Annotated in this window: 21 protein-coding genes; 9 read left to right on the plus strand and 12 right to left on the minus strand. The window is 67.0% G+C overall.

Going from position 1 to position 19,806, the window contains the following annotated elements; genetic code table 11:
- The first annotated feature begins 42 nt into the window (after nucleotides 1-42).
- Genes AU175_RS21995 through AU175_RS08430 form a run of 3 tightly spaced genes read left to right on the plus strand, consistent with a single transcriptional unit; the run spans nucleotide 43 to nucleotide 1,834 of the window.
- A complete protein-coding gene (locus AU175_RS21995; protein WP_066287418.1) occupies nucleotides 43-240 on the plus strand; it encodes a hypothetical protein in 198 nt (65 codons plus the stop codon).
- Nucleotides 218-1,189: a phosphotransferase family protein gene (locus AU175_RS08425; RefSeq protein WP_231938496.1), complete on the plus strand. Its 972-nt coding sequence runs from the start codon at nucleotides 218-220 to the stop codon at nucleotides 1,187-1,189. Before AU175_RS21995 ends, AU175_RS08425 begins: the two co-directional genes overlap by 23 nt.
- A 30-nt stretch (nucleotides 1,190-1,219) precedes the next feature.
- On the plus strand, nucleotides 1,220-1,834 hold the full coding sequence (locus tag AU175_RS08430) for a DinB family protein (protein ID WP_066287421.1): 615 nt from the start codon (nucleotides 1,220-1,222) through the stop codon (nucleotides 1,832-1,834).
- Nucleotides 1,835-1,925: 91 nt separating this feature from the next.
- On the opposite strand, the gene AU175_RS08435 is transcribed toward AU175_RS08430, so the two are convergent.
- The 3 genes from AU175_RS08435 to AU175_RS08445 are packed head-to-tail and all read right to left on the minus strand — an operon-like array spanning nucleotide 1,926 to nucleotide 3,564.
- Nucleotides 1,926-2,897 carry an NAD(P)-dependent alcohol dehydrogenase gene (locus AU175_RS08435; protein WP_066287423.1) on the minus strand — a complete coding sequence of 324 codons (972 nt, stop codon included), beginning with the start codon at nucleotides 2,895-2,897 and terminating at the stop codon, nucleotides 1,926-1,928.
- Nucleotides 2,894-3,127 (minus strand): helix-turn-helix transcriptional regulator, encoded by a 234-nt coding sequence (locus AU175_RS08440; RefSeq protein ID WP_066287424.1) that lies wholly within the window; start codon nucleotides 3,125-3,127, stop codon nucleotides 2,894-2,896. The genes AU175_RS08435 and AU175_RS08440 overlap by 4 nt, the downstream gene beginning before the upstream one ends.
- Nucleotides 3,121-3,564, minus strand: a complete 444-nt coding sequence (locus AU175_RS08445; RefSeq protein ID WP_231938497.1) for a hypothetical protein — start codon at nucleotides 3,562-3,564, stop codon at nucleotides 3,121-3,123. The genes AU175_RS08440 and AU175_RS08445 overlap by 7 nt, the downstream gene beginning before the upstream one ends.
- 148 nt (nucleotides 3,565-3,712) lie before the next feature.
- Here AU175_RS08445 and AU175_RS08450 point away from each other — a divergent pair, with 148 nt between their 5' ends.
- Entirely contained in the window at nucleotides 3,713-4,345 is a 633-nt protein-coding gene (locus AU175_RS08450) for a LysE family translocator (RefSeq protein WP_066287428.1), read from the plus strand.
- Nucleotides 4,346-4,376: 31 nt separating this feature from the next.
- Here AU175_RS08450 and AU175_RS08455 read toward each other — a convergent pair whose 3' ends face one another.
- On the minus strand, nucleotides 4,377-5,240 hold the full coding sequence (locus AU175_RS08455) for an SDR family oxidoreductase (protein WP_066287433.1): 864 nt from the start codon (nucleotides 5,238-5,240) through the stop codon (nucleotides 4,377-4,379).
- Nucleotides 5,241-5,362: 122 nt separating this feature from the next.
- Between AU175_RS08455 and AU175_RS08460 the strand changes: the two genes are divergently transcribed.
- Together AU175_RS08460 and AU175_RS08465 are read left to right on the plus strand one after the other, a co-directional pair.
- Nucleotides 5,363-5,764, plus strand: a complete 402-nt coding sequence (locus tag AU175_RS08460; protein WP_082979064.1) for a winged helix-turn-helix transcriptional regulator — start codon at nucleotides 5,363-5,365, stop codon at nucleotides 5,762-5,764.
- A gap of 276 nt (nucleotides 5,765-6,040) precedes the next feature.
- Entirely contained in the window at nucleotides 6,041-6,304 is a 264-nt protein-coding gene (locus tag AU175_RS08465; RefSeq protein ID WP_066287436.1) for a hypothetical protein, read from the plus strand.
- Between the two features lie 69 nt (nucleotides 6,305-6,373).
- On the opposite strand, the gene AU175_RS08470 is transcribed toward AU175_RS08465, so the two are convergent.
- The gene (locus AU175_RS08470) at nucleotides 6,374-7,123 is read right to left on the minus strand and encodes a 3-hydroxybutyrate dehydrogenase (protein ID WP_066290811.1); all 750 of its coding nucleotides are present in this window, start codon (nucleotides 7,121-7,123) and stop codon (nucleotides 6,374-6,376) included.
- A gap of 51 nt (nucleotides 7,124-7,174) precedes the next feature.
- Complete coding sequence (locus AU175_RS08475) at nucleotides 7,175-8,557, minus strand: MFS transporter (RefSeq protein WP_066287438.1); 1,383 nt, start codon at nucleotides 8,555-8,557, stop codon at nucleotides 7,175-7,177.
- 129 nt (nucleotides 8,558-8,686) lie between these two features.
- On the opposite strand from AU175_RS08475, the gene AU175_RS08480 reads away from it, so the two are divergent.
- On the plus strand, nucleotides 8,687-9,604 hold the full coding sequence (locus tag AU175_RS08480; protein ID WP_066287440.1) for a LysR family transcriptional regulator: 918 nt from the start codon (nucleotides 8,687-8,689) through the stop codon (nucleotides 9,602-9,604).
- A gap of 28 nt (nucleotides 9,605-9,632) precedes the next feature.
- On the opposite strand, the gene AU175_RS08485 is transcribed toward AU175_RS08480, so the two are convergent.
- Nucleotides 9,633-10,568, minus strand: coding sequence for a spermidine synthase (locus AU175_RS08485; RefSeq protein WP_066287442.1), 936 nt, complete (start codon nucleotides 10,566-10,568; stop codon nucleotides 9,633-9,635).
- Between the two features lie 202 nt (nucleotides 10,569-10,770).
- Here AU175_RS08485 and AU175_RS08490 point away from each other — a divergent pair, with 202 nt between their 5' ends.
- On the plus strand, nucleotides 10,771-12,330 hold the full coding sequence (locus AU175_RS08490; RefSeq protein ID WP_066285291.1) for an IS1182 family transposase: 1,560 nt from the start codon (nucleotides 10,771-10,773) through the stop codon (nucleotides 12,328-12,330).
- 184 nt (nucleotides 12,331-12,514) lie between these two features.
- Here the strand turns inward: AU175_RS08490 and rfaE2 are convergent, their stop codons facing one another.
- Nucleotides 12,515-14,107, minus strand: coding sequence for a D-glycero-beta-D-manno-heptose 1-phosphate adenylyltransferase (gene rfaE2 / locus AU175_RS08495; protein WP_066287445.1), 1,593 nt, complete (start codon nucleotides 14,105-14,107; stop codon nucleotides 12,515-12,517).
- A complete protein-coding gene (locus AU175_RS08500; RefSeq protein ID WP_082979065.1) occupies nucleotides 14,104-15,615 on the minus strand; it encodes an aldehyde dehydrogenase family protein in 1,512 nt (503 codons plus the stop codon). Before AU175_RS08500 ends, rfaE2 begins: the two co-directional genes overlap by 4 nt.
- 184 nt (nucleotides 15,616-15,799) lie before the next feature.
- Between AU175_RS08500 and AU175_RS08505 the strand changes: the two genes are divergently transcribed.
- Nucleotides 15,800-16,978: a glycosyltransferase family 9 protein gene (locus tag AU175_RS08505; protein ID WP_066290812.1), complete on the plus strand. Its 1,179-nt coding sequence runs from the start codon at nucleotides 15,800-15,802 to the stop codon at nucleotides 16,976-16,978.
- Here the strand turns inward: AU175_RS08505 and AU175_RS08510 are convergent.
- From AU175_RS08510 to AU175_RS08520, 3 genes are all read right to left on the minus strand, one after another.
- A complete protein-coding gene (locus AU175_RS08510) occupies nucleotides 16,975-17,676 on the minus strand; it encodes an SDR family oxidoreductase (RefSeq protein WP_066287447.1) in 702 nt (233 codons plus the stop codon). The two genes, AU175_RS08505 and AU175_RS08510, sit on opposite strands and share 4 nt — an antisense overlap.
- Nucleotides 17,677-17,750: 74 nt before the next feature.
- Nucleotides 17,751-19,133, minus strand: coding sequence for a PfkB family carbohydrate kinase (locus AU175_RS08515; RefSeq protein WP_066287449.1), 1,383 nt, complete (start codon nucleotides 19,131-19,133; stop codon nucleotides 17,751-17,753).
- Complete coding sequence (locus AU175_RS08520; RefSeq protein WP_442855312.1) at nucleotides 19,130-19,774, minus strand: D-sedoheptulose-7-phosphate isomerase; 645 nt, start codon at nucleotides 19,772-19,774, stop codon at nucleotides 19,130-19,132. Before AU175_RS08520 ends, AU175_RS08515 begins: the two co-directional genes overlap by 4 nt.
- Between the last annotated feature and the right edge of the window lie 32 nt (nucleotides 19,775-19,806).

Genomic DNA, 19,806 nt, shown 5'->3' on the forward strand with positions numbered 1-19,806 from the left:
ATTAGGGATGCTTGGGCGGATGAAGGTCATAGGCTGAGTCGCATGGTTTCAACCACCGATTCCCTTGCCGCGCATGATGGCCAGTTCCGCCGGCTGGCGTTCCTCGAACGTGCCGGTCTGGAACGGATTGCCTCCGCTGACAGCAAGCCGATTCTGCGAAGATTGGGATTCCCGGCGATCACCACCGCCACGCCTTTTGTCTGGACTCCGCCCGGAAGTGGCGATTCCAGTGCAACCTGAGTGGAGCCCCAGGATCGGCTGGGCTGAGCTCCCAGGCAAGGTGCGGGCCGGCGTCGAACAGATCCTTGGCTCCCGCGTGGTTGAGGCGACGGGGCAGCAGGGAGGCTTTTCCCCGGGGACAGCCGACCGCGTCCTCACCGCTGCCGGCCGGCGCGCCTTCATCAAGGCCGTCAGTCCTCAACTGAACGAGCACTCGCCCGCTATCCACCGGAAAGAGGCAGCCATCGCGGCCGCGCTGCCCGCCGGAGTGCCGGCGCCATCACTGATCGGCACCTACGACGACGGCGAATGGGTCGCCCTGGTGCTCAGCGATGTGGAAGGCAGGCATCCCCACATCCCCTGGCACGCCGTCGAACTTCACCTTGTCCTCGACGCCCTACTGAAGATTGCCCGCACGCCGCTCCCACCGGAACTCAGTGGGCTGCCCCCACTTGAGGCGGAACTCACCGATCCGTTTCGAGGCTGGACCCGCATCCGGAGCGATCCGCCGGAGGACTGCGATCCATGGGTCCTTCGGAACCTCGACATGCTCGGGCAACTGGCAGAGCGGGGACTCAAGGATGTGACCGGCGATTCGTTGGCCCACACAGACGTCCGCGCTGACAACATCATCATCACCGCCACGAACGGGGCGGTCCTGGTGGATTGGCCCTGGGCTGCAGTGGGCGCACCGTGGGTGGACGCCGTTTCGGTGCTCGTGAATGTTCATGTCTTCGATCCTGGCTTCGACGTGGATGCACTCCTGCGAACCCACGACGTGTTCAGTGCCGCCAGCGCTGATAACGTCAACGCATTTCTTTCCGGCCTGGCCGCATACTTCATAGACGCCGCCCGGCAACCCCCACCACCCGGCCTCCCAACTGTCCGGGCTTTCCAGCAGCAGCAGGGCGAAGCGGTCATTCACTGGCTGCGGGGCAGACTCACGGGTTCTGCTGGCCCCTTGCACTGACTGATTGCGCAGTTGGATAGAGTGCCCGCTATGGGCGAAAAAGAGACACTGCACCACTATCTACGCGTCAGGCGGGAAAACCTCCTGGGCAAGCTGGATGGCCTAAGTGAGTACGACGTCCGCCGGCCGGTCACACCTACGGGCACCAACCTGCTGGGCCTGGTCAAGCACGTGGCCAGTGTGGAGCTCGGCTATTTCGGCGAGGTCTTCGGCCGCCCCAGCGGACGGCACCTCCGATGGCTGGGCGGCGATGCCAGCCCCGATGCCGACATGTGGGCAACAGCCGACGAAACCCGCGAGGAGATTCTTGAGCTCCACCGGTTCGCCGCCGCGCACAGCGACGCAACCATCGAGGCCCTCCCGCCGGACGCCGCTGGAATAGTGCCGTGGTGGCCGGAGGAACGGCGTCACGTCACCTTGCACCAGATCCTCGTCCACATGCTGGCTGAAAGGTCCCAGCATCTGGGCCATGCCGACATCCTGCGCGAACTTGTCGACGGGAGTGCCGGGCAGCGTCCCGCTGATCCCAACCTGACACCGCGGAGTACGGAGGAATGGGCTGCCCACCGTGCCGCCATCGAGGATGCCGCGCGGGCTGCCTCCAATACAGCGCCAGAAAACGCGGCGCGGTCCGCCAAGTCCTAAACGCCCCTGCCATGCGCTGTGTGGATAACCCGCGACCATGCGGGGCCACAAATGTACGTTCGCGCCGAAGAATTGGGCCACGAGCGGGCGGTCAGATGCTGACGACCACCTTGCCGCGCACGCGCCCCTCGTGCAGGAACGCGACGGCTGCCGGGGCGTCCGCCAGCGGGAAGACCTTATCCACAGCGGGTTTGACGAGTCCGTTTTCCAGGAAAGAGGTCAGCGCCTCAAGGTCCCGGTAATTCTCGGTCGAGACGAGCCCCTTGAACTTCTGCCCGGAGAACAGGGACACAAAGGTCGCACCGAGGGACCGTTCAAACCCTCCAGTCAGCTTCCCGCCGCCTTCGCCCCCGACGATCACCAGCGTTCCGTGCGGCGTGAGTGCCTTTCGCGATATAGCCAGCGGCCGGTTGCCGGCGGTATCCAGAATGACGTCGTACAGCAGGCCGGTCCGGGAAAAATCGTCGCGGGTGTAGTCGATGACGTGGTCGGCGCCGAGGGACCGGACGAGGTCCACCTTGCTCGCGCTGCAGACACCGGTGACCTCTGCCCCAAACGCCCTGGCCAGCTGGACGGCAAAGGAACCCACGCCTCCGCCCGCCCCGATGACCAGCACCTTCTGACCTGGAACCACCTGCCCGGCGTCGCGAACGGCCTGCAAAGCAGTCACAGCGGAAATGGGCGCGGCCGCTGCCTCCTCAAACGTGAGGTTGGCAGGCTTCCGTGCCACCAGGCCCTCCTTGGCGCAGACGAATTCCGCGAAAGACCCCTCACAAGTACCGAAGACTTCATCGCCGGGCTGGAAGCGGGTAACGGCCGCCCCAACTGCCTCCACGACGCCGGCAACCTCCCGCCCCCGGACCGGCACCTTGGGCTTCATCAGCCCGAACCCGAAGAGCCGGACCAGGTACGGCAGCCCGGTCATGAGGTGCCACACGCCCTGGTCGACGCCGGCGGCACGGACCCGGATGAGCACCTCGCCGATGGCGGGCGCCGGCTTCGGGATGTCCTTGATTTGGAGCACATCCGCACTCCCATAAACGTCCTGCACGATGGCTTTCACGATGCGTCTCCTTCATGGTGCGGGTACTGGAAAACGTCTTCGAGCGGCACGCTGAGCACGTGGGCGATCTGGAAGGCCATCTCCAACGACGGCGAATACCGGCCCTGTTCGATCGCAATGACTGTCTGGCGGGTGACGCCCACACGCTCGGCCAGTTCGGCCTGGGTCATCTCGCCGCGCTCAAAACGGAGCCGCCGGATCGAGTTGGTCACCCGCGTTGGTTTCACCACGGCTGAAACCCCCTGCGGTAAGCAATAATCTTGGCCACCGAGCCAAGGATCGCGGACAGGACGAAGGTCAGGTAGATGACGTTGGCGATCCAGAAATGGTCCGTCTCCGTCATGGCCATCAGCAGCGCGGCCACTCCCCCAATGACCACAAACGACTGCCCGATGTACTCGCCGAAGCGGTAGATTTCCCGGTCCCGCTGGTCCTTCTTCCCGGCGTCCCTGGGCGAGGAAATGCCAATCAAGGCGTGCAGGACTATGGACAAAGCAATGGAGCCCCCCACGGTCCACAGCAGCGGCGCAACATACGGCACGTCAGCAAGTGGCATGGTCCCAGCCCGGCTCAGGACGATGGCCAAGTAGACGCCGTAGGAGCCCACAGCCACCACCCCCATGATCCATGCACTCTTCTCTTCGAAGGACATTTCCAATTCCGCCATCTTCCCAAGGATGTAAAACAAACCTGACATCACCAAAGTAAAGAAAACTAGACATGATGTCAAGACTTCTAAACAGCCCGCAGCCGCCACTAAGGCCGGCTCCGCCGCAACCAATGCCGTCCTGCCCCGGCCAGAGCTAAGATCAGGCATGGTTCCGCTCTCCAACCTGCTGGCCTTTGCGCTGGCATCTGTGCTGCTCATCGCCGTGCCGGGACCCAGCGTCCTGTTCGTGATCGGCCGTTCCCTGGCGCTCGGCTGGAAAGGCGGCGTCCTGACCGTAGTGGGCAATGCGGCCGGGCAACTGGTGCAGGTGGCCGCGGTCGCGCTCGGCGTCGGCATCGTGGTGGCACAGTCGGCGGTCCTTTTCAGCATCGTGAAGCTGGCGGGCGCTGCCTACCTTGTCTATCTGGGCATCAAAGCCATCCGGAACCGGCGGATCCACCACGCCGAGCGTCAACCAACGGCTTCCTCGCCACGGCGGCTGGTGGCTGAGGGGCTGGTTGTAGGTGCCACAAACCCCAAGTCGGTGGTGTTCTTCGTTGCCGTACTGCCGCAGTTTGTGGACTACCCAGCTGGGGCCATACCGTTCCAGCTGGCGCTTCTGGGTGCCGTATTCCTGCTGATCGCCCTGGTTTCGGACAGCATCTGGGCCATCGCCGCAGGTTCTGCCCGCCAGTGGTTTGCCCGGTCTCCGGGCCGGATCTCAGCGGTGGAGGCGACGGGCGGGGCCTTGATGATCGGCCTCGGGGGAACCTTGGCCCTAACCGGCAGCAAGTCCTAGGTGCCCGGGCGGGCCGGGCACCCAAGAGTGATCAAGCGTCGGATACAGCCGACCGCACGGCAGCCGGCATCGGCGTCGTGGGCCTGCCGATCAGCGTGCGGAGATCGGAACCGCTGACCAGAAGGTCGCCACGGGCGATTCCGAGGTCCGAGTCAGCCAGGATGTCGGCGAAGAGCTGCGGAATCCCGAATCCGGCCAGCAGTCCGGCGTAGTCCTCTGCCGGAAGATCCTGGTACGTCACCGGCCTGCTGGCGGCGGCGCTGATTTCCCGGGCGAGTTCGGAAAGCGTAAAAGCGTGGTCCCCGCCCAATTCATAGACCTTGCCGGCCTGGTTATCGGCAAGCAGGACCGCCGCCGCCGCTTCTGCGTAGTCAGCACGGGACGCAGCGCTCACCCTGCCCTCGCCGGCACTTCCCGCAAGGGCTCCCTGGGCCAGTGTGCCCGGCAGCTGGTCCGTGTAGTTTTCGAGGTACCAGCCGTTCCGGAGGATGGCGGTCGGGACGCCGGAGTCCTTCAGCATCGATTCGGTTGCCTGATGGTCTGCAGCCAGCTTCATGCCAGTGGTGTCAGCGTTGGCGACACTCGTGTAGGCCAGCAGCTCCACACCTTCGGTCTTGGCCGCTTCAATCACTGTGCGGTGCTGGTCCACGCGCTTGCCTACGTCACTGCCCGAAATCAGGAGGACTTTGCTGGCGCCTTTCAGTGCCTGGGCCACGGACGCGGGATCCGAATAGTCCATCGGCCTGACCTGCACACCGCGGGCCTCGAAATCGGAGAGTTTTTCGATGGAACGGCCGGTGGCCACGATCTCTGCTGCCGGAACGTTGCGCTGAAGCAGGGCCTCAACGACGTGGCGGCCAAGCTGTCCTGTGGCTCCTGTGATCACGATGCTCATGGGCGTGTCCTTTCATCATCCGTAAGGGGTCATCATCAACAACCGGGTACACGACGGATTACTTCCTGAAAGAGAGTACGCACTTTGAGGTAAGGTACTGACATTTTGGTAAGATATAAGCTATGGACGCGAAAACCTTGCCTGCCCAGTCGCCCGCCCCACAGTTGGCTCAGCTGCGGGAGGACTTTGCCGACGGCGTGTTCCCGGCCGGATGTCCCAGCCGGACGGTCCTGGACCACATCACCAGCAAATGGGGAGTGCTCATCCTGGTGGCACTATCGGAAGGTGAGCAGCGCTGGAGCGAGCTCCGGCGCCGGGCCGAGGGCGTCAGTGAGAAGATGCTGGCGCAGACCCTCAAGACCCTGGAACGTGACGGCCTGGTGCTGCGCAAGGCCCGGCCCGTGATTCCGCCACATGTGGACTACAGCTTGACGGACCGCGGTTACGAACTGGCTACCCTGCTGGTCCCGCTGGTCACTTGGGCCTATGAAAACGCTGACGACATCCTCAGCGGCCAGCGCTGACCCACCTCCAAGTGTTGAGTTTTTGTCCATTTATGGCGACTTTCGCACCCTCAAAGTCGCCATAAGTGGACAAAAACTCCCCGGCGACGTGAGGAAGGGACCCAAGTAGTGGGCCTCCGCAAAAGCGAGTACATGTTACTGGTGTGACTGGTGTGAATAGCGCCTAGCGTATTTGTAAGGTGCCAGCCTGGAATAAGGGGACCATCCCCTGCTGGGAGTGTTCCGGCAACCGCACCGCAGTGGGCGGCTCTACGCCGCTTTCAAGGAGTGGTTCGCATGGTGAAAGCACATGTCCAGGACCTGGCCGGCATGGGGCAGCCCGTCAGCTTTTCTTCCCTCATTGTCAGCGCCTGGGACCGGCTCCTGGCGTCCCTCGGCCCGAAGTGCCCCTACCGTGTGGGGGATGCCGTGGTGGGAGACGATCCGTTCAACGGCCGGCACGAGGGCATCGTCATGTCCCGCCGCGGTTCTTCGGTGGAGCTCGGCACCGCGGCGGGAGTGTTCTTCTACGACCACCGCCACCTGAGGCGGCAGGATTGAGTTTTTGTCCAGATAACGCGCGATAGAAGGCCTTTTGGGCGCGTTATCGGGACAAAAACTCCGGCGGGCCTACCGCGCCGACCAGCCGCCGTCCATGGTGTAGCTGGCCCCGGTGACCATGCCTGCGTGATCCGACGCCAGCCAGGCCACCAGCGAGGCAACTTCCCCGGGTTCCACCAGCCGCTTTATCGCGGACTCGGTAAGCATCACCTTGGCCAGGACCTCGGCTTCGGGGATGCCGTGCACCTGGGCCTGGTCCGCGATCTGCTTCTCCACCAGCGCCGTGCGGACATAGCCCGGGTTGATGCAGTTGGACGTGACCCCGCGCTCCCCGCCCTCCAGCGCCGTCACCTTGCTCAGCCCTTCCATGCCGTGCTTGGCGGAAACGTAAGCGCTCTTGAACGGGGAAGCACGGATTCCGTGCACGGAGGACACGTTGATGATGCGTCCGAACCCGTTGGCATACATGTGGGGCAGGGCTGCCCGGATCAGCAGGAACGGGGCCTCCAGCATGAGGGCGATGATCCGGCGGAATTCCGCAGGATCGAACTCCTCGATTGGGCTGATCCGCTGGATCCCGGCGTTGTTCACCAGGATGTCGCAGTCCAGGCTCAGGGTGGCGAGCGCGTCCACGTCCAGCAGGTCGACGGCCCAGGAGGTGCCACCCACCTCGTCGGCGAGCGCGGCGGCGCCGGCGGAGTCGACGTCGGCAACCACCACCTTTGCCCCGCGGGCAGCCAGTTCCCGCACGCACGCAGCGCCGATCCCGCTGGCACCGCCGGTCACCAGGGCCTTGCGGCCGTTCAAACTGTTTTCCATTGCAATTCCCATCGTGTGCCAGTCAGCCTGCGTGCCAGTCACCCAAGCAGCTCAGCGTGAGCCGGCCGGCAGGAGTCCTTCGCGGGCGGCGTCGGCCTTGTCCACTTCCTCCAGGGCGATGCCCTTGGTCTCCTTGAGGCTCAGCACCGCCACGGTGGTGATGGCACACGCCACCACCAGGTAGATGGCGGTAGGGACCCAGGAGCCGGTGTCCTTGAGCCACTGGGTGGCCAGGAGCGGGGCCAGCGAACCGGCGAAGATGGACGTCACCTGCGAGCCCAGCGAAACACCCGAGTAGCGCATCCGGGTGGGGAACAACTCAGCCATGATGGCGGGCTGGCCGGCGTACATAAAGGCATGCAGGCACAGGCCGATGGTCACGGCAGCGACGATCACCACCGCATTGCGGGTGTCGAACATAGGGAAGGCGAAGAACGGCCACGCGGCACCGGAGATGGCGCCGATCAGGTACACCGGCTTGCGCCCCAGTGAATCCACCAGGCGCCCCACCTGCGGGATGACCAGGAAGTGGATGACATGCGCGATCAGGAGGGCCAGCAGGAGTGAGGAAGTGTCGTACTGGTGCACGCTCTTGAGGTAAACGATGGAGAAGCTCACTACCAGGTAATACATGATGTTCTCGGCGAAGCGCAGGCCCATGGCCTGCAGGATGCCCTTGGGGTACTTGCGGACAACCTCGAAGACGCCGTAGCTGACGGCCTGCTCCTTCTCCACCAGGGCCTTGGCCTCAAGGAAGATGGGAGCTTCCGTGACGTGCGTGCGAATGTAGTAGCCAACGAAGACGATCACCGCGGACAGCCAGAACGCGACGCGCCAGCCCCAGCTAAGGAAAGCGTCAGGGCTAAGGGCAGTGGACATGATGAACAGCACCAGCGTGGCCAGCAGGTTGCCCACCGGCACGGCGGCCTGGGGCCAGCTGGACCAGAAGCCACGGGACTTGTTGGGGCTGTGCTCAGCAACCAGCAGCACGGCGCCGCCCCATTCACCACCCAGCGCGAAGCCCTGGATGAAGCGCAGTGCCACCAGCAGCGTCGGTGCCAGGTAGCCGATCTCCGCGAACCCGGGCAGGCAGCCCATCAGGAAGGTTGCCACGCCCACAATGACGATGGTCAGCTGCAGCGTGGGCTTCCGGCCCAGTTTGTCGCCGATCTGCCCGAACACAATCCCGCCGAGCGGGCGTGCCACAAACCCAACTGCATAGGTAATGAAGGCCTGGATGATGCCATCCAGCTCGTTTCCGGTGGCGGGGAAGAAGTACTTCCCGAACACCAGGGTGGCGGCCGTGGCGTAGAGGAAGAACTCATACCATTCCACCACCGTGCCCACCATGGAGGCGGCCACAATCTTCTTCAGTCCGGATCCTTTAGGTGCGGATCCGGCGGCGTTGTCTGCCGAGCGCTGCTCTACGCTCATGGGTTTCTCCTTAGTGTCCACATTGACACGTGCTGTGGTCCACAGCACTAATGGCTCCACTGAGTATTACTGCACAAACATGCACCTTCAATGACCAATCGAGCACCCATCATGTGCACAATTGCAGATATGAATCCCAATCCTGATGACCTGCTGGTCCTGCTCGCAGTGTCGCGGTCCGCCAAATTTACGACGGCGGCACAGGCCCTGGGCCTCAACCACACCACTGTTTCGCGCCGGATAGCGTCGCTCGAGAAGGCGCTGGGCGGCCGCGTCCTCGCCCGGGCCGCCGGCGGATGGGAACTCACGGAGCTCGGAACCGAGGCCGTCCGGGTCGCCGAACAGGTTGAGGCTGCCGTGAGTGCGCTGGGACCGGCAGGGAAGGCACCCGACCCGGTTGCCGGCGTCGTACGCATGACGGCGACTGACGGCTTCAGCGCCTACATCGCAGCCCCTGCCGTGGCCAGGCTGCGCCGCAACCACCCCGGCCTCACCGTGGAAGTGGTGACTATGACCAGGCGGGCACTGCAGCAGCGCTCGGGCCTGGACATCGAAGTGGTGGTGGGCGAACCCCAGGTCCACCGGGCCGAAGCCGTCCGGCTGGGCGACTACATGCTGGGGATGTACGCCTCGCGCGCATACCTGGCCGACAACGGCACACCGGCCAGCGTGGCGGAACTGACGGAGCACCCGCTGGTCTACTTTGTGGACTCGATGCTGCAGGTGGACGACCTCGACGCTCCCCGGCGGCTGGTGCCGGCTATGCGGGACGGGCTGACGTCCACCAACGTTTTTGTCCATGTGGAGGCCACCCGTGCCGGCGCGGGCATCGGTTTCCTGCCCTGTTTTATGGGCGATCTGCACGAGGACCTGGTCCGGCTGCTGCCCGAAGACTTCGCGGAACTGCTCCCCTACTGGATGGTCCTGCGGCCGGATTCCATGCGCCGCCCGGCCGTGGCCGCCGTCGTGCAGGCGCTGCGGGACCAGACGGCAGCGCACCGGGAGGCGCTGCTGGGCAGGGGAAAAACCCCATCGACTGCTCCGTAAGGGCCGCTTAGGTGCCCCAAAAGGGCCGCTACGGAGCGATCGATGGTGCAACCGGGTCGTGGCGGACCAGGGAACCGGCCGCGAAGGCGCGGACCTGGGTGTCGTTCCAGATGTGGGCCGGGACGGCACCGCCCAGGAGCCTGCGGGCCAGCTGCGGGTCGCCGTCGAACGGGGTGTCGCTGCCTGCCATCACCATGTTTCCGTAGCGCCGGCCCTTGAGCATGGCGGGGTCGGCGATGATGACCGTGTGCTCGAAGGCTGCCGCGATGGTGGCGGCGTCCTCCCGCGCGTTCTTCAGGTCCGGAGCGTCGCCGGAGTTGGCCACGTAGATGCCGCCCGGTGCCAGGACCCGCCTGATGTGGGCGTTGAACTCTGCGGTGGTGAGCGCCCGCGGCGTCAGGGAGCCGGCAAAGACGTCGCGGATGATGAAGTCGCGGGTGTCCGGCGTGAGCGTCTCGGTGACCTCCCGGGCCTCCCCCACGCGGATCCGGAGCAGCGGCGCCTTGGGGAGGTCGAACCAGCCGCGGACGTACTCGGCCAGCTTGCCGTCGAGCTCCACCACCACCTGCCGCGCATCGGGGTAGGCGGCGTGGAAGTAGCGGGCCAGTGAACAGGCCCCGCCGCCGAGGTGCAGCCCGCGCAGCCGGTGCGGCCCGCTGTCCTTTGACCCGCCCTTTCCGGACGTCGGAGGCCAGCGTGACTCGATCAGTGCCGCCATCCAGCGCATGTACTCAAAATCGAGGAAGAGCGGATCGGCGAGGTCAATGTGGGAGCTCATGACGCCGTTGATCTTCAGGAGCCAGCCGTTGGAATTGTCCTGGTCAGCGATGAGCTCGCAGTCGCCGGTATCAATGTAGTAGACGCCTTCAACGGGCCCGTCCAGCCGGGTCCCCTTGGGCACCTCGATGACTCCCGCCGCCGGACGCTGGGTGTTCCGGCTGCCTGACTTTCCGCGTTTTGCCATTATCCGTGTGCCGCTTCAGTCATGGTTCAACATTAGTTGACGGCAACCACGCGGGGTGGCCTGCCGCCGGGATGACCCGGCGAGCTGCCGGGCCGGATTCTCTAAAGGGATCATCGGGAGGTGTTGCCTAGGAGACTGCTGAATTAGTCAAGGTTGGGGCGCGTCGGCTGGACTCACGTGTCTGGTGGTTAAGACTGGTCTTATGCAGGGACGCGAGGACGCGCAACGCGGGTATTTGGATGTGGAGGCGCTGGCCGGAGAGTTGTTGGCTCCGGGCAGTGTCTTCGCTTTTCTGGCCAAGCATCGGGGGCGGTTGTTTCCGGATTCGATGATGGAGGACCTGTTTCCGTCGCGGCGGGGCCGGCCTTCGGTTCCGGCTCCGGTGATCGGCTCGGTGCTGGTGTTGCAGTCGTTGCAGGGCCTCTCTGACCGGGAAACAGCCGAGGCTTTAACCTTTGATCTGCGTTGGAAAGCCGCGTGCGGGTACGGGCTGACCGATACCGCGTTCCACCCGAGCACCCTGACGTACTGGCGCAGGCGTCTGGCCGGTTCCGGGAACCCGCACCGGATCATGGAAGCTATCGCCGAGGTCGTCGCGGAGACCGGGGTCCTGAAGGGCAAACGCCGGCGGGCTGTGGATTCAACAGTGTTGGATGACGCGGTCGCGAGGCAGGACACCATCACGCAGCTGATCGCGGGGATCCGCCGCTTCGGCCGTGACCTCCCCGGCGGCCGGGAACTGCTGGCCAGCCAGGCCACAGGCTATGACTACACGCGCACCGGCAAACCGGACATCGCCTGGGATGACCAGGATGCCAAGGAAGGGCTGGTTTCGGCGCTGGTCACCGACGCGCTGGCGCTGCTGGCCGCGGTCGATCCCGAGACCTTGGACGGCAGGGCGGCCGATGCGTACGCGCTGCTCGCACTGGTCGCCGGGCAGGACGTGGAACCGGCCGAGGATTCGGACGGGACCGACGGGCGGTGGCGTATCGCCCGCAAGGTCGCCCCGGACCGGATGATCTCCACCGTGGATCCGGAGACCCGGCACGCGCATAAAACCCAGTCCCGGCAGCAGGATGGATTCAAGGCCCATCTTGTCATCGAGCCCGATACCGGACTGATCACCGCCGTGGAGCTGACCAAGGCCTCCGGGCCGGAGAACAGTGACGGGACCGTTGGTGCCCGGCTGATCTCCATGGATCCCACGATCGCCGGCACCAGCGTGGACGTCCTGGCCGACTCGGCCTACGGTTCCGGGGAAATGCTCGCCGCTCTCGCCCGCACCGGCCATACCCCGGTGATCAAACCGTGGCCGCTTCGCCCTGCCGTCGAGGGCGGGTTCACCCTCGATGACTTCACCGTCGATGAAGCAGCCGGCACCGCAACCTGCCCGAACGGTATCACCAGGAACATCACCGCCAAACGGCGGGTCACGTTCGGCGCCGCCTGCACCGGCTGCCCCCTCCGGCACCGGTGTACCGCCTCACCGCGGGGACGCAAGCTCGATCTCCACGAACACGACGCGCTGCAGCGCGAGCACCGTCAACGCGCCGCGGACCCGGCCTTCCGGGACGCTTACCGCAGGCACCGCCCGATGGTCGAGCGGTCCATCGCCTGGCTCACCCGCGGCAACCGACGCGTTCCCCACCGCGGCATCAAACGGAACAACGCCTGGCTGCACCTACGAATCGCGGGACTAAACCTGCGACGCCTGCTGGCCCTCGGACTCACCACGAACAAGGGATCATGGGCGCTGGGATGAACCGCCCGCCGGACCGGATCCATCGGTAAAAATCGCTGGATGACACCCCAGATCTGCGGCAGAATGTACGCAAGCGGGCGGAACGACCCCGTTGTCGCACCCAAGGGTGCTGACCAGAACACGCCGCTAGACGGCCATTGGCGGCGTTCCGCCCGCCCCAACATCCCGCTAATTCAGCAGTCTCCTAGTGGACCTGCCCTGCTCCCTCGCCCGCCCTGATGCGATTGACCACGGCCGACGTGGAGTGTTCCGCCACGTAGTCCAGGATGGCCACCCGTCCGCCGTATTCCTCCACGGCCCCTGATTCCTGGAGCATGTCCGGCGTGTAGTCGCCGCCTTTGGCGTACACCTCCGGCCGGAGCCGCCGGATCAGCGGGCTGGCCGTGGGGGTGTCGAAGACCGTGACGTAGTCGACGCAGCTCAGGGCAGCAATGACCGCCGCCCGGTCCGCCTCGGTGTTGATGGGCCGGTCCGGTCCCTTCAGCCTGCGGACTGAGTCGTCGCTGTTCAGCGCCACCACCAGGATGTCGCCCAGCTGTTTGGCCTGGTTCAGGTAGCGGGTGTGGCCCTTGTGCAGCACGTCGAAGCAGCCGTTTGTCAGCACAATCCGCTGGCCCTGGGCCTTGTGCGCCTCGAGCTCCAGGGCAAGCTCGTCGATGCTGAGCGCCGTGTCCGCGAAACTCGCCAGGTACCGGCTCAGCTGGGCGGTGCTGCAGACCGATGTGCCCGGCTGGTGGACCACCACGTCCGCCGCGGCCTGGGCCAGGTCCAGGCTTGCCGTCAGCGGGAGTCCGGCCGAGCGGGCCAGGGCCAGGGCTGCGACAAACGTGTCGCCGGCGCCGGAGGCCTGCTTCTCCGCGGCCGGCCGCGCCCACGTCCGGTGCGTGCCGCCGTCCGCCGAGAAAAGTGCCGTTCCGTCCCGGTCCAGGGTCACCACCACGGCCCGCCCACCGGTGGCAGCGCACAGGGCGTCCCCGTGCCGGCTGACGGCAGCCACCCGGTCCGGACCATCCGGCAGGCGCAGGCCCAGCAGGCGGGCGGCTTCCTGGGCATTGGGGGTGACCAGGTCCGGCCGCAACAGCGCCCAAGGCAGGGGATCGTGGGCGTCCACCACCGTCAGCGGCCGGGGTCCGGCGGTTTGCAGGCCGCCGGACTCTCCTTGCCCTCCGTACGGTTCCGCAGGCTCAGGGTGGTCTTCAGGCCCGGCCAGCGCCTCGACCAGGGCCTCGCGGACCGGCCCGGCCAGGACCCCGGTTCCGTAGTCGCACACCATCACCGCGTCCTGATGCCCGACGGCGTCACGCACCGACGCGGCGAGCGCGGCCAGCGCCTCGGCCGGGATGGCTTTCGCTGAATCATCGATCCGCAGCATCACCTGCCCCCCGCTGCTGATCCGGATTTTCGTGGTGGTGACCATGCCCGGATGGGTGTGGAGGTGGCGGACGTCGATCCCGGCATCCTGAAGCTTCCTTTGAAGCGTATTCCCGGCGTCGTCCGTTCCGATGATGCCGGCCACCGAAACCCGGGCCCCGAGCGCCGCGAGGTTCATGGCGGTATTGGCTGCCCCTCCGGGGGCGAAGTCCCGGGTGGCCACCTCCACCACGGGTGCCGGCGCCTCCCGGCACAGCCGCTCGATGGTCCCGCTCCACCAGCCGTCCAGCATCACGTCGCCGATCACGGTGATGGCCGGCCGTTCAGCCGCGAGGCGGCGAGGCAGCCATTCGGAGAGTCCCCGCTGGCTGGAAAGGTCCCAGGCGCCGTCGTCCGCCGGACTCATGGCTGTCCCTCCCCAGACAGCTCCCGTTCGCGCTGGACCTGCTCCGCCAGCACCTGTTCGGCCGGCACCGGTTCCGGCAGCGGCTCGTCGGGCAGGTGGAGGGCAAACGGAGGCGGGGCCGCCACGTGCACCACCTTGACGCGGGTGAATTCATCCAGCAGCTCCGGACCGTAGCCGAAACCCTCACCGCTGGCGCCCCGGGGCTGGGCCGATCCGCCGGGTGCGCCGCCAAACACTTCGTTGATCTTTACGGTGCCCACTGGCAGCGCCGCAATGGCCTGCTGCACGTGGGCGACGCTCCCCGTCAGGACCGTGGCGGCCAGCCCGTACCGGCCGCTGCGCGCAAGCTGCAGCCCCTCGTCGAAGCTGCGGACCACGCGGACCGCGGCAACCGGGCCGAAGGTTTCCTCCGTCATCACCTGCATGGCGTCGGTACAGCCGAGCAGGACGGTTGCCGGGTAGAAGGCCCCGGGCCCTTCCGGTACACCCCCGCCTTCCACAGCGCGAGCCCCCAGCTTCAGCGCCTCCGACACCTGGGCATGTACAACGTCACGCAGTTTGGTGTCCACCAGCGGCGCCACGGTGCCGTTACTGTTGCGCAGCGCCGCTTCGGCTTCCAGGGCGGCGCAGAATTCGGCCGCAACGGCCTCATGGACGTAGATCCGTTCCACCGAGGTGCAGATCTGTCCGCTGTTGCTGAAGGCACCCACGGCAGCCTGCTCGGCCGCCCATCCCGGGTCCACATCCCGGTCCACCACCAGGGGATCGTTCCCGCCGTTCTCCCGGATCACGTGGGCCCCGGTCTGGACCGCGGCACGGGCGATCCGTTCCCCCGACGCGCTGGCGCCGACATGGGCAATGACGTCGACGGCTGACTGGGCCAGGAGGGCTCCCACTCCGGCCGCGCCGGACACGGTGAGCAGCACCCCCGGCGGAAAGGCGGGCGCCAGCACTTCACCCAGGGCCTCGCCGAGGCGTGGGCAGCGCTCGCTGGGCTTGTGGACCACGGTGTTGCCGGTGACCAGGGCTGCGCCGATCAGTCCGCACGCCACAGCTACCGGATCGTTCCACGGGGTGAGGAGTACGGCCACGCCGCGGGGTTCGGCCACCGTGTAGTCCGAGGCAGACCTGTTGCCGAGCAGGCTGTGGCCGCGGTGCAAGGGGCCCACTTCGGCATATTGCTCCAGGGTGGAGACTCCGGCCTGGATCCCGGCCAGGGCTTCCTCCAGGGGGCGTCCGGTTTCGCTGCTGTTGAGGCCGGCCAATTCCTGTGCGGCGGCGTCGAGCGCCCGGGCAGCGGTCCGGAGGGCCGCACCCCGTTCCCCCGGTGCGACGGCGGCCCAGCTGACGGCCGCGCTGCGGGCCACCTCGACGGCGTGGGTCACCGCCTCGGGTCCGGCTTCCGGAACGGACCACAGATATTCCCCGGTGCGGGGATCGCTGATGGTTAGTCCGGAGCCGTTAAGCGGCTGGTCGACGGACGTTGTGGGTGTGGTGGTCGTATGCATGGAACTCCTCCGTACGTACTTCTCCTTGGGGTCCCGTACCCCGGCAGCGGATGTTTACACGTTGGATGCTGGGGCAGAATACGCCCCTAGCCAGCGGGGCAGCGCGTCCGTAGGGTGGCACCACGCGGAAGGCGCAGGCGGGGGCGCACGGTGTGGAAGGAAGGCCGGAGTGAACGAGCAAGGCATGGAAGAGACCACCCGGGGCGTCGGACCGGTGCTGGACGCCTTTTCCGGAGTCGCCAGGATCGCAGTGCTGCGCGGCGGCGGCCTGGGTGACCTGATGTTTGCGCTTCCGGCGGTGTCCGCGTTGAAGAAGGCGTATCCCGGGTCGACGGTGACGCTCCTGGGGACGCCGCTGCAGGAGTCCCTGCTGGCGGAGGTGCGGAGCCCGGTGGACGACGTGATGGTGCTGCCTTTCGCCGAGGGGGTGCGTCCGGGCCCCGAGGACGCGTCCGCCGTCGAGCGGTTCGTCCTCGCCGCCCGCGCCCGGAAGTTTGACCTGGCCGTCCAATTGCATGGCGGCGGCCGGTTTTCCAACCCGTTCCTGCTGCGGCTGCAGGCCCGCCACACGGTGGGCTCCGCGACGCCGGACGCCGTGCCGCTGGAGCGGACCCTGCCCTACAGCTATTACCAGCACGAGCCGATGCGCGCCCTTGAAGTCGCGGGCCTGGCCGGAGCCCCGCCGGCTGCACTCGAAGCGCAGCTTCAGCCGCAGGGGAGGTTCGCGGCCCAACTGCCTGCGACCCTCGGCGCGGCCCTGCCGCCGGAGGGCAGTCCGTTGCTGGTGATCCACCCCGGCGCCAGCGATCCCCGCCGCCGCTGGCCGGCGGCCAGTTTCGGCGCTGTGGCCCGGGCAGCGGCCGACGACGGCTGCCGGGTCCTGGTGGTCGGTGACCGGAGCGAAACCGGGCTGGCGGAAGCAGTGGTGGCCGCCGCCGTCGGGCCTTCCGCCGGAACAGGTCCCGGTTCAGTGGCCTCAGAAGGCCCAGTGGTCCCCGTGGCCTCAGTGGCCGGGAAGCTGGGGCTTGGGGAACTGGCGGCCCTGCTGGCCCGCGCCGATCTGGTGCTGGCCAACGACAGCGGTCCGCGGCACCTCGCGCAGGCACTCGGCACAGCCACGGTGGGGATCTACTGGGCGGGGAACGCCCTGACCTCCGCTCCCCTGGGCCGCGGCAGGCACCGGCTCCAGCTGTCCTGGACCACAAACTGCCCGGTGTGCGGCGCGGACGTGACGCAGGTGGGATGGACCGCGCCCCGCTGTCCGCACGATGACTGCCTGGTGGCGGGCATCCGGCCGGCCGACGTGTACCAGGACGTCAGGAGCCTGCTGGAAGGCCAGCCCGTCCCGGCCACTCGGGCCTAGGGCCAGGAACCCTCCTCCGCGTGGCAGATCAGCATCTCGCGCACCTCGCAGCCGGGTGGCTGGGAGAGCACGAACAGGATGGCCTGCGCCACGTTGCCCGGGCTGTTGAGCCTGGAGTCGTCCTGGGGTTTGTACTGCTCGGTCCGGTCGTCAAAAAAGTGGGTGTTCATCCCGCCCGGGATCATGGTGGTGACGCCAATCCGGCCGCCGGTTTCCGCGGCGAGGGCGTGGCTGAAGCCCACCACGCCGAACTTGGACGCGCAATAGGCCGTGGCGTCGGCCACTGCCCTCTTTCCCAGCGTGGAGGCCACCGTGACAACCCTCCCCCGTGATTCCACGAGGTAGGGCAGGGCGGCACGGACCACAGAGACCGTGCCCAGGAGATTGACGCCGATCACCTTCTCCCACTCATCGGCTGCGACGTCGGCCAGTTTGCCGCAGCGGTCGATGCCGGCGGCCGTGACCACCGCCTCCAGGCCGCCCAGGGACTCCGCGGCCTCCCGCACCGCCTGCTCCACGGCAAGCCGGTCAGCGACGTCAACCTCGAAGGCCTTCACTGCTGAGACGGTACTGATGTCCCGGTCCAGGACCACCGGCGTTCCGCCTGCCTTCAGCACAGCGTCAACGACGGCGGCCCCCAGTCCGGAGGCTCCTCCGGTGACCAGGACGCGGCCAGGCCAGGGTGTCTCTGTGTTCATGGTGTTCCTTTCGGTTGAGAATTACGGATGCCTATCGGCTTCAGCTGACCGTGCCTTTTGGCTGGCCCGGCCCTTCAGCTGACCTTTCGCAGGGCCTCGGCCAGTCCGGTGGTGGAACGCGCAGGATAGTAGGGCACCGTCATGCAGCGCCCGCCCCAGCCCGCCACGAGCTCGGCCTCCGGAAGCTTGGCGCCTTTATAGTCATCGCCCTTCACCCAGATGTCCGGCCGCAGGCGGTCCAGCGCGGCCTCAGGGGTGTCCTCGTCAAAGATCATGACGGCGTCCACGCATTCCAGGGCCAGCAGCAGTTCGGCCCGGTCCTGCTGGTTCATGATGGGCCGCTGTTCGCCCTTGAGCCGGTGTACGGAGGCGTCCGAGTTGAGGCAGACAACCAGGCAGTCACCCAGTTCGCTGGCAGCCGTCAGCGATCTGACGTGGCCGGCGTGCAGCAGGTCGAAGCAGCCGCCGGTGGCCACCACAGTTCCTCCGTTTTCCCGCACGCTGCGGGCCAGCAGGAGGGGCTCGGTGGTGCGGTGCCTGCGTTTGGCAGGCACGCCGGGCTCGGGCAAAGACGCTACTCCTCCGGCGGCCAGGAAGTTCGCGGCCTCGTGGACAGCGAGGACGGCGGAGTCCTCCAGGTCCCGTCCAGCGACCAGGTGCACGGCCAGGCTTGCCGCAAGCCGGTCCCCCGCCCCGCAGGGATCGCCTGCCTCCACCCGGGGCGCCGCAATCGGCCGCGGCATCCGGTCACGCTGCCGAAGGAGAGTTGCCCCGTGTTCGCCAGTGGTCACCAAAACGGCGTGGCTGCTCCACTGGTCCAGCAGGATGCCGGCCACCTCGGCGGCCCCGTCGGCGGAGGCAGATCCCACAAATTTGTCGCCGCCGCTCCCAGCCGCCTTGTGCGCCTCGGCCAGGTTGGGAGTGACGACGGCGACCCCCGGCACGGGATGCGCGCCCGCCGGGTGCGGATCCCACACGATCGGCACCTCCTCGGCCAGCCTGGCCAGGAGTTCCCGGAGCTGGGGGTTGGCCGCCACGCCACGGCCATAGTCGGCAACGATGATGGCGCCGGCCTTTTCCAGTGCCCGCAGCATGGCCGGCGTGACGTCCGGCACAGGCACCCGCCCACAGCCCTGGTCGAACCGGACCACGGGATGGGTTCCAGCCCGGACACGGGTCTTGACCGGCGTCGGAAAGGTGCTTGGACCGGCCACAAGGCGGATCCCTGCGAGCGCCGCCTCCAGCTGCCGCCCGGCGTCGTCGTCTGCCAGCACGGTGACCAGGGTGACCGGCCAGCCATCCCCCGCAAGCATCCGGGCCACCAGCCCTGCTCCGCCCGCGCGGCGCTTCACGCCGGTCACGTCGACTACCGGAACGGGCGCGTCGGGGCTGAGCCGGGTCGCATCCCCGGACAGGTCAACGTCAAGGATCACGTCGCCCACCACCACGATCCTCATCGCTCGGCACCCCATTCCACGTCCGTGCGTCCATCCTGGATCCCGGAACTCCGCCGGCGGACCTCAAGGTCAAAAGCCCGGCAGATGGCGTGCAGGGCGATCAGGTGGCCCTCCTGCGCATTGGCGTTCAGGGCATCGAGCATCACCGCCTCGTCGCAGGCGTTGGCCAGCGGATTGGGCCCGGGGCCGGTGAGCGCCCACGTGGTGACGTTAAGGCCGGCGGCCGCTTCCACCGCCCGCAGCAGGTTGGGGCTCTGGCCACTGGTGGAAAGCAGCAGCAGCACGTCGCCGGTTCGGCCGTGGGCCCGGACCTGCCTGGCGAACACCTGCTCGAAGCCGTAATCGTTGGCGAGCGCCGTCAGGGCCGACGTTTCGGCATGCAGGGAGATGGCCGAAAAGGGGGCCCGCTCGCCGTCGAACCTGCCCACGAGTTCGGCTGTCAGATGCTGGGCCTCCGCGGCCGAGCCGCCGTTTCCGGCTGCCAGGAGCCGCTGGCCGCTGAGGAGGCGCTGCGCCAGGTCCACGCCCCAGGCAGCGAGCCTGCCGGATTGCGCGCGGAGGGATTCCAGTGCCGGAAGTACGTTGTCCAGGTGCCGCCGCACGACGTCCGCGGACTCCGTATCCAGCGCAACGGTATCCACAGCTTCGAGGTCCGCCGCCTCCAGTCCCGGCA

The sequence above is a fragment of the Arthrobacter sp. B6 genome (assembly GCF_001663775.1).
Classification (GTDB): Bacteria; Actinomycetota; Actinomycetes; order Actinomycetales; family Micrococcaceae; genus Arthrobacter.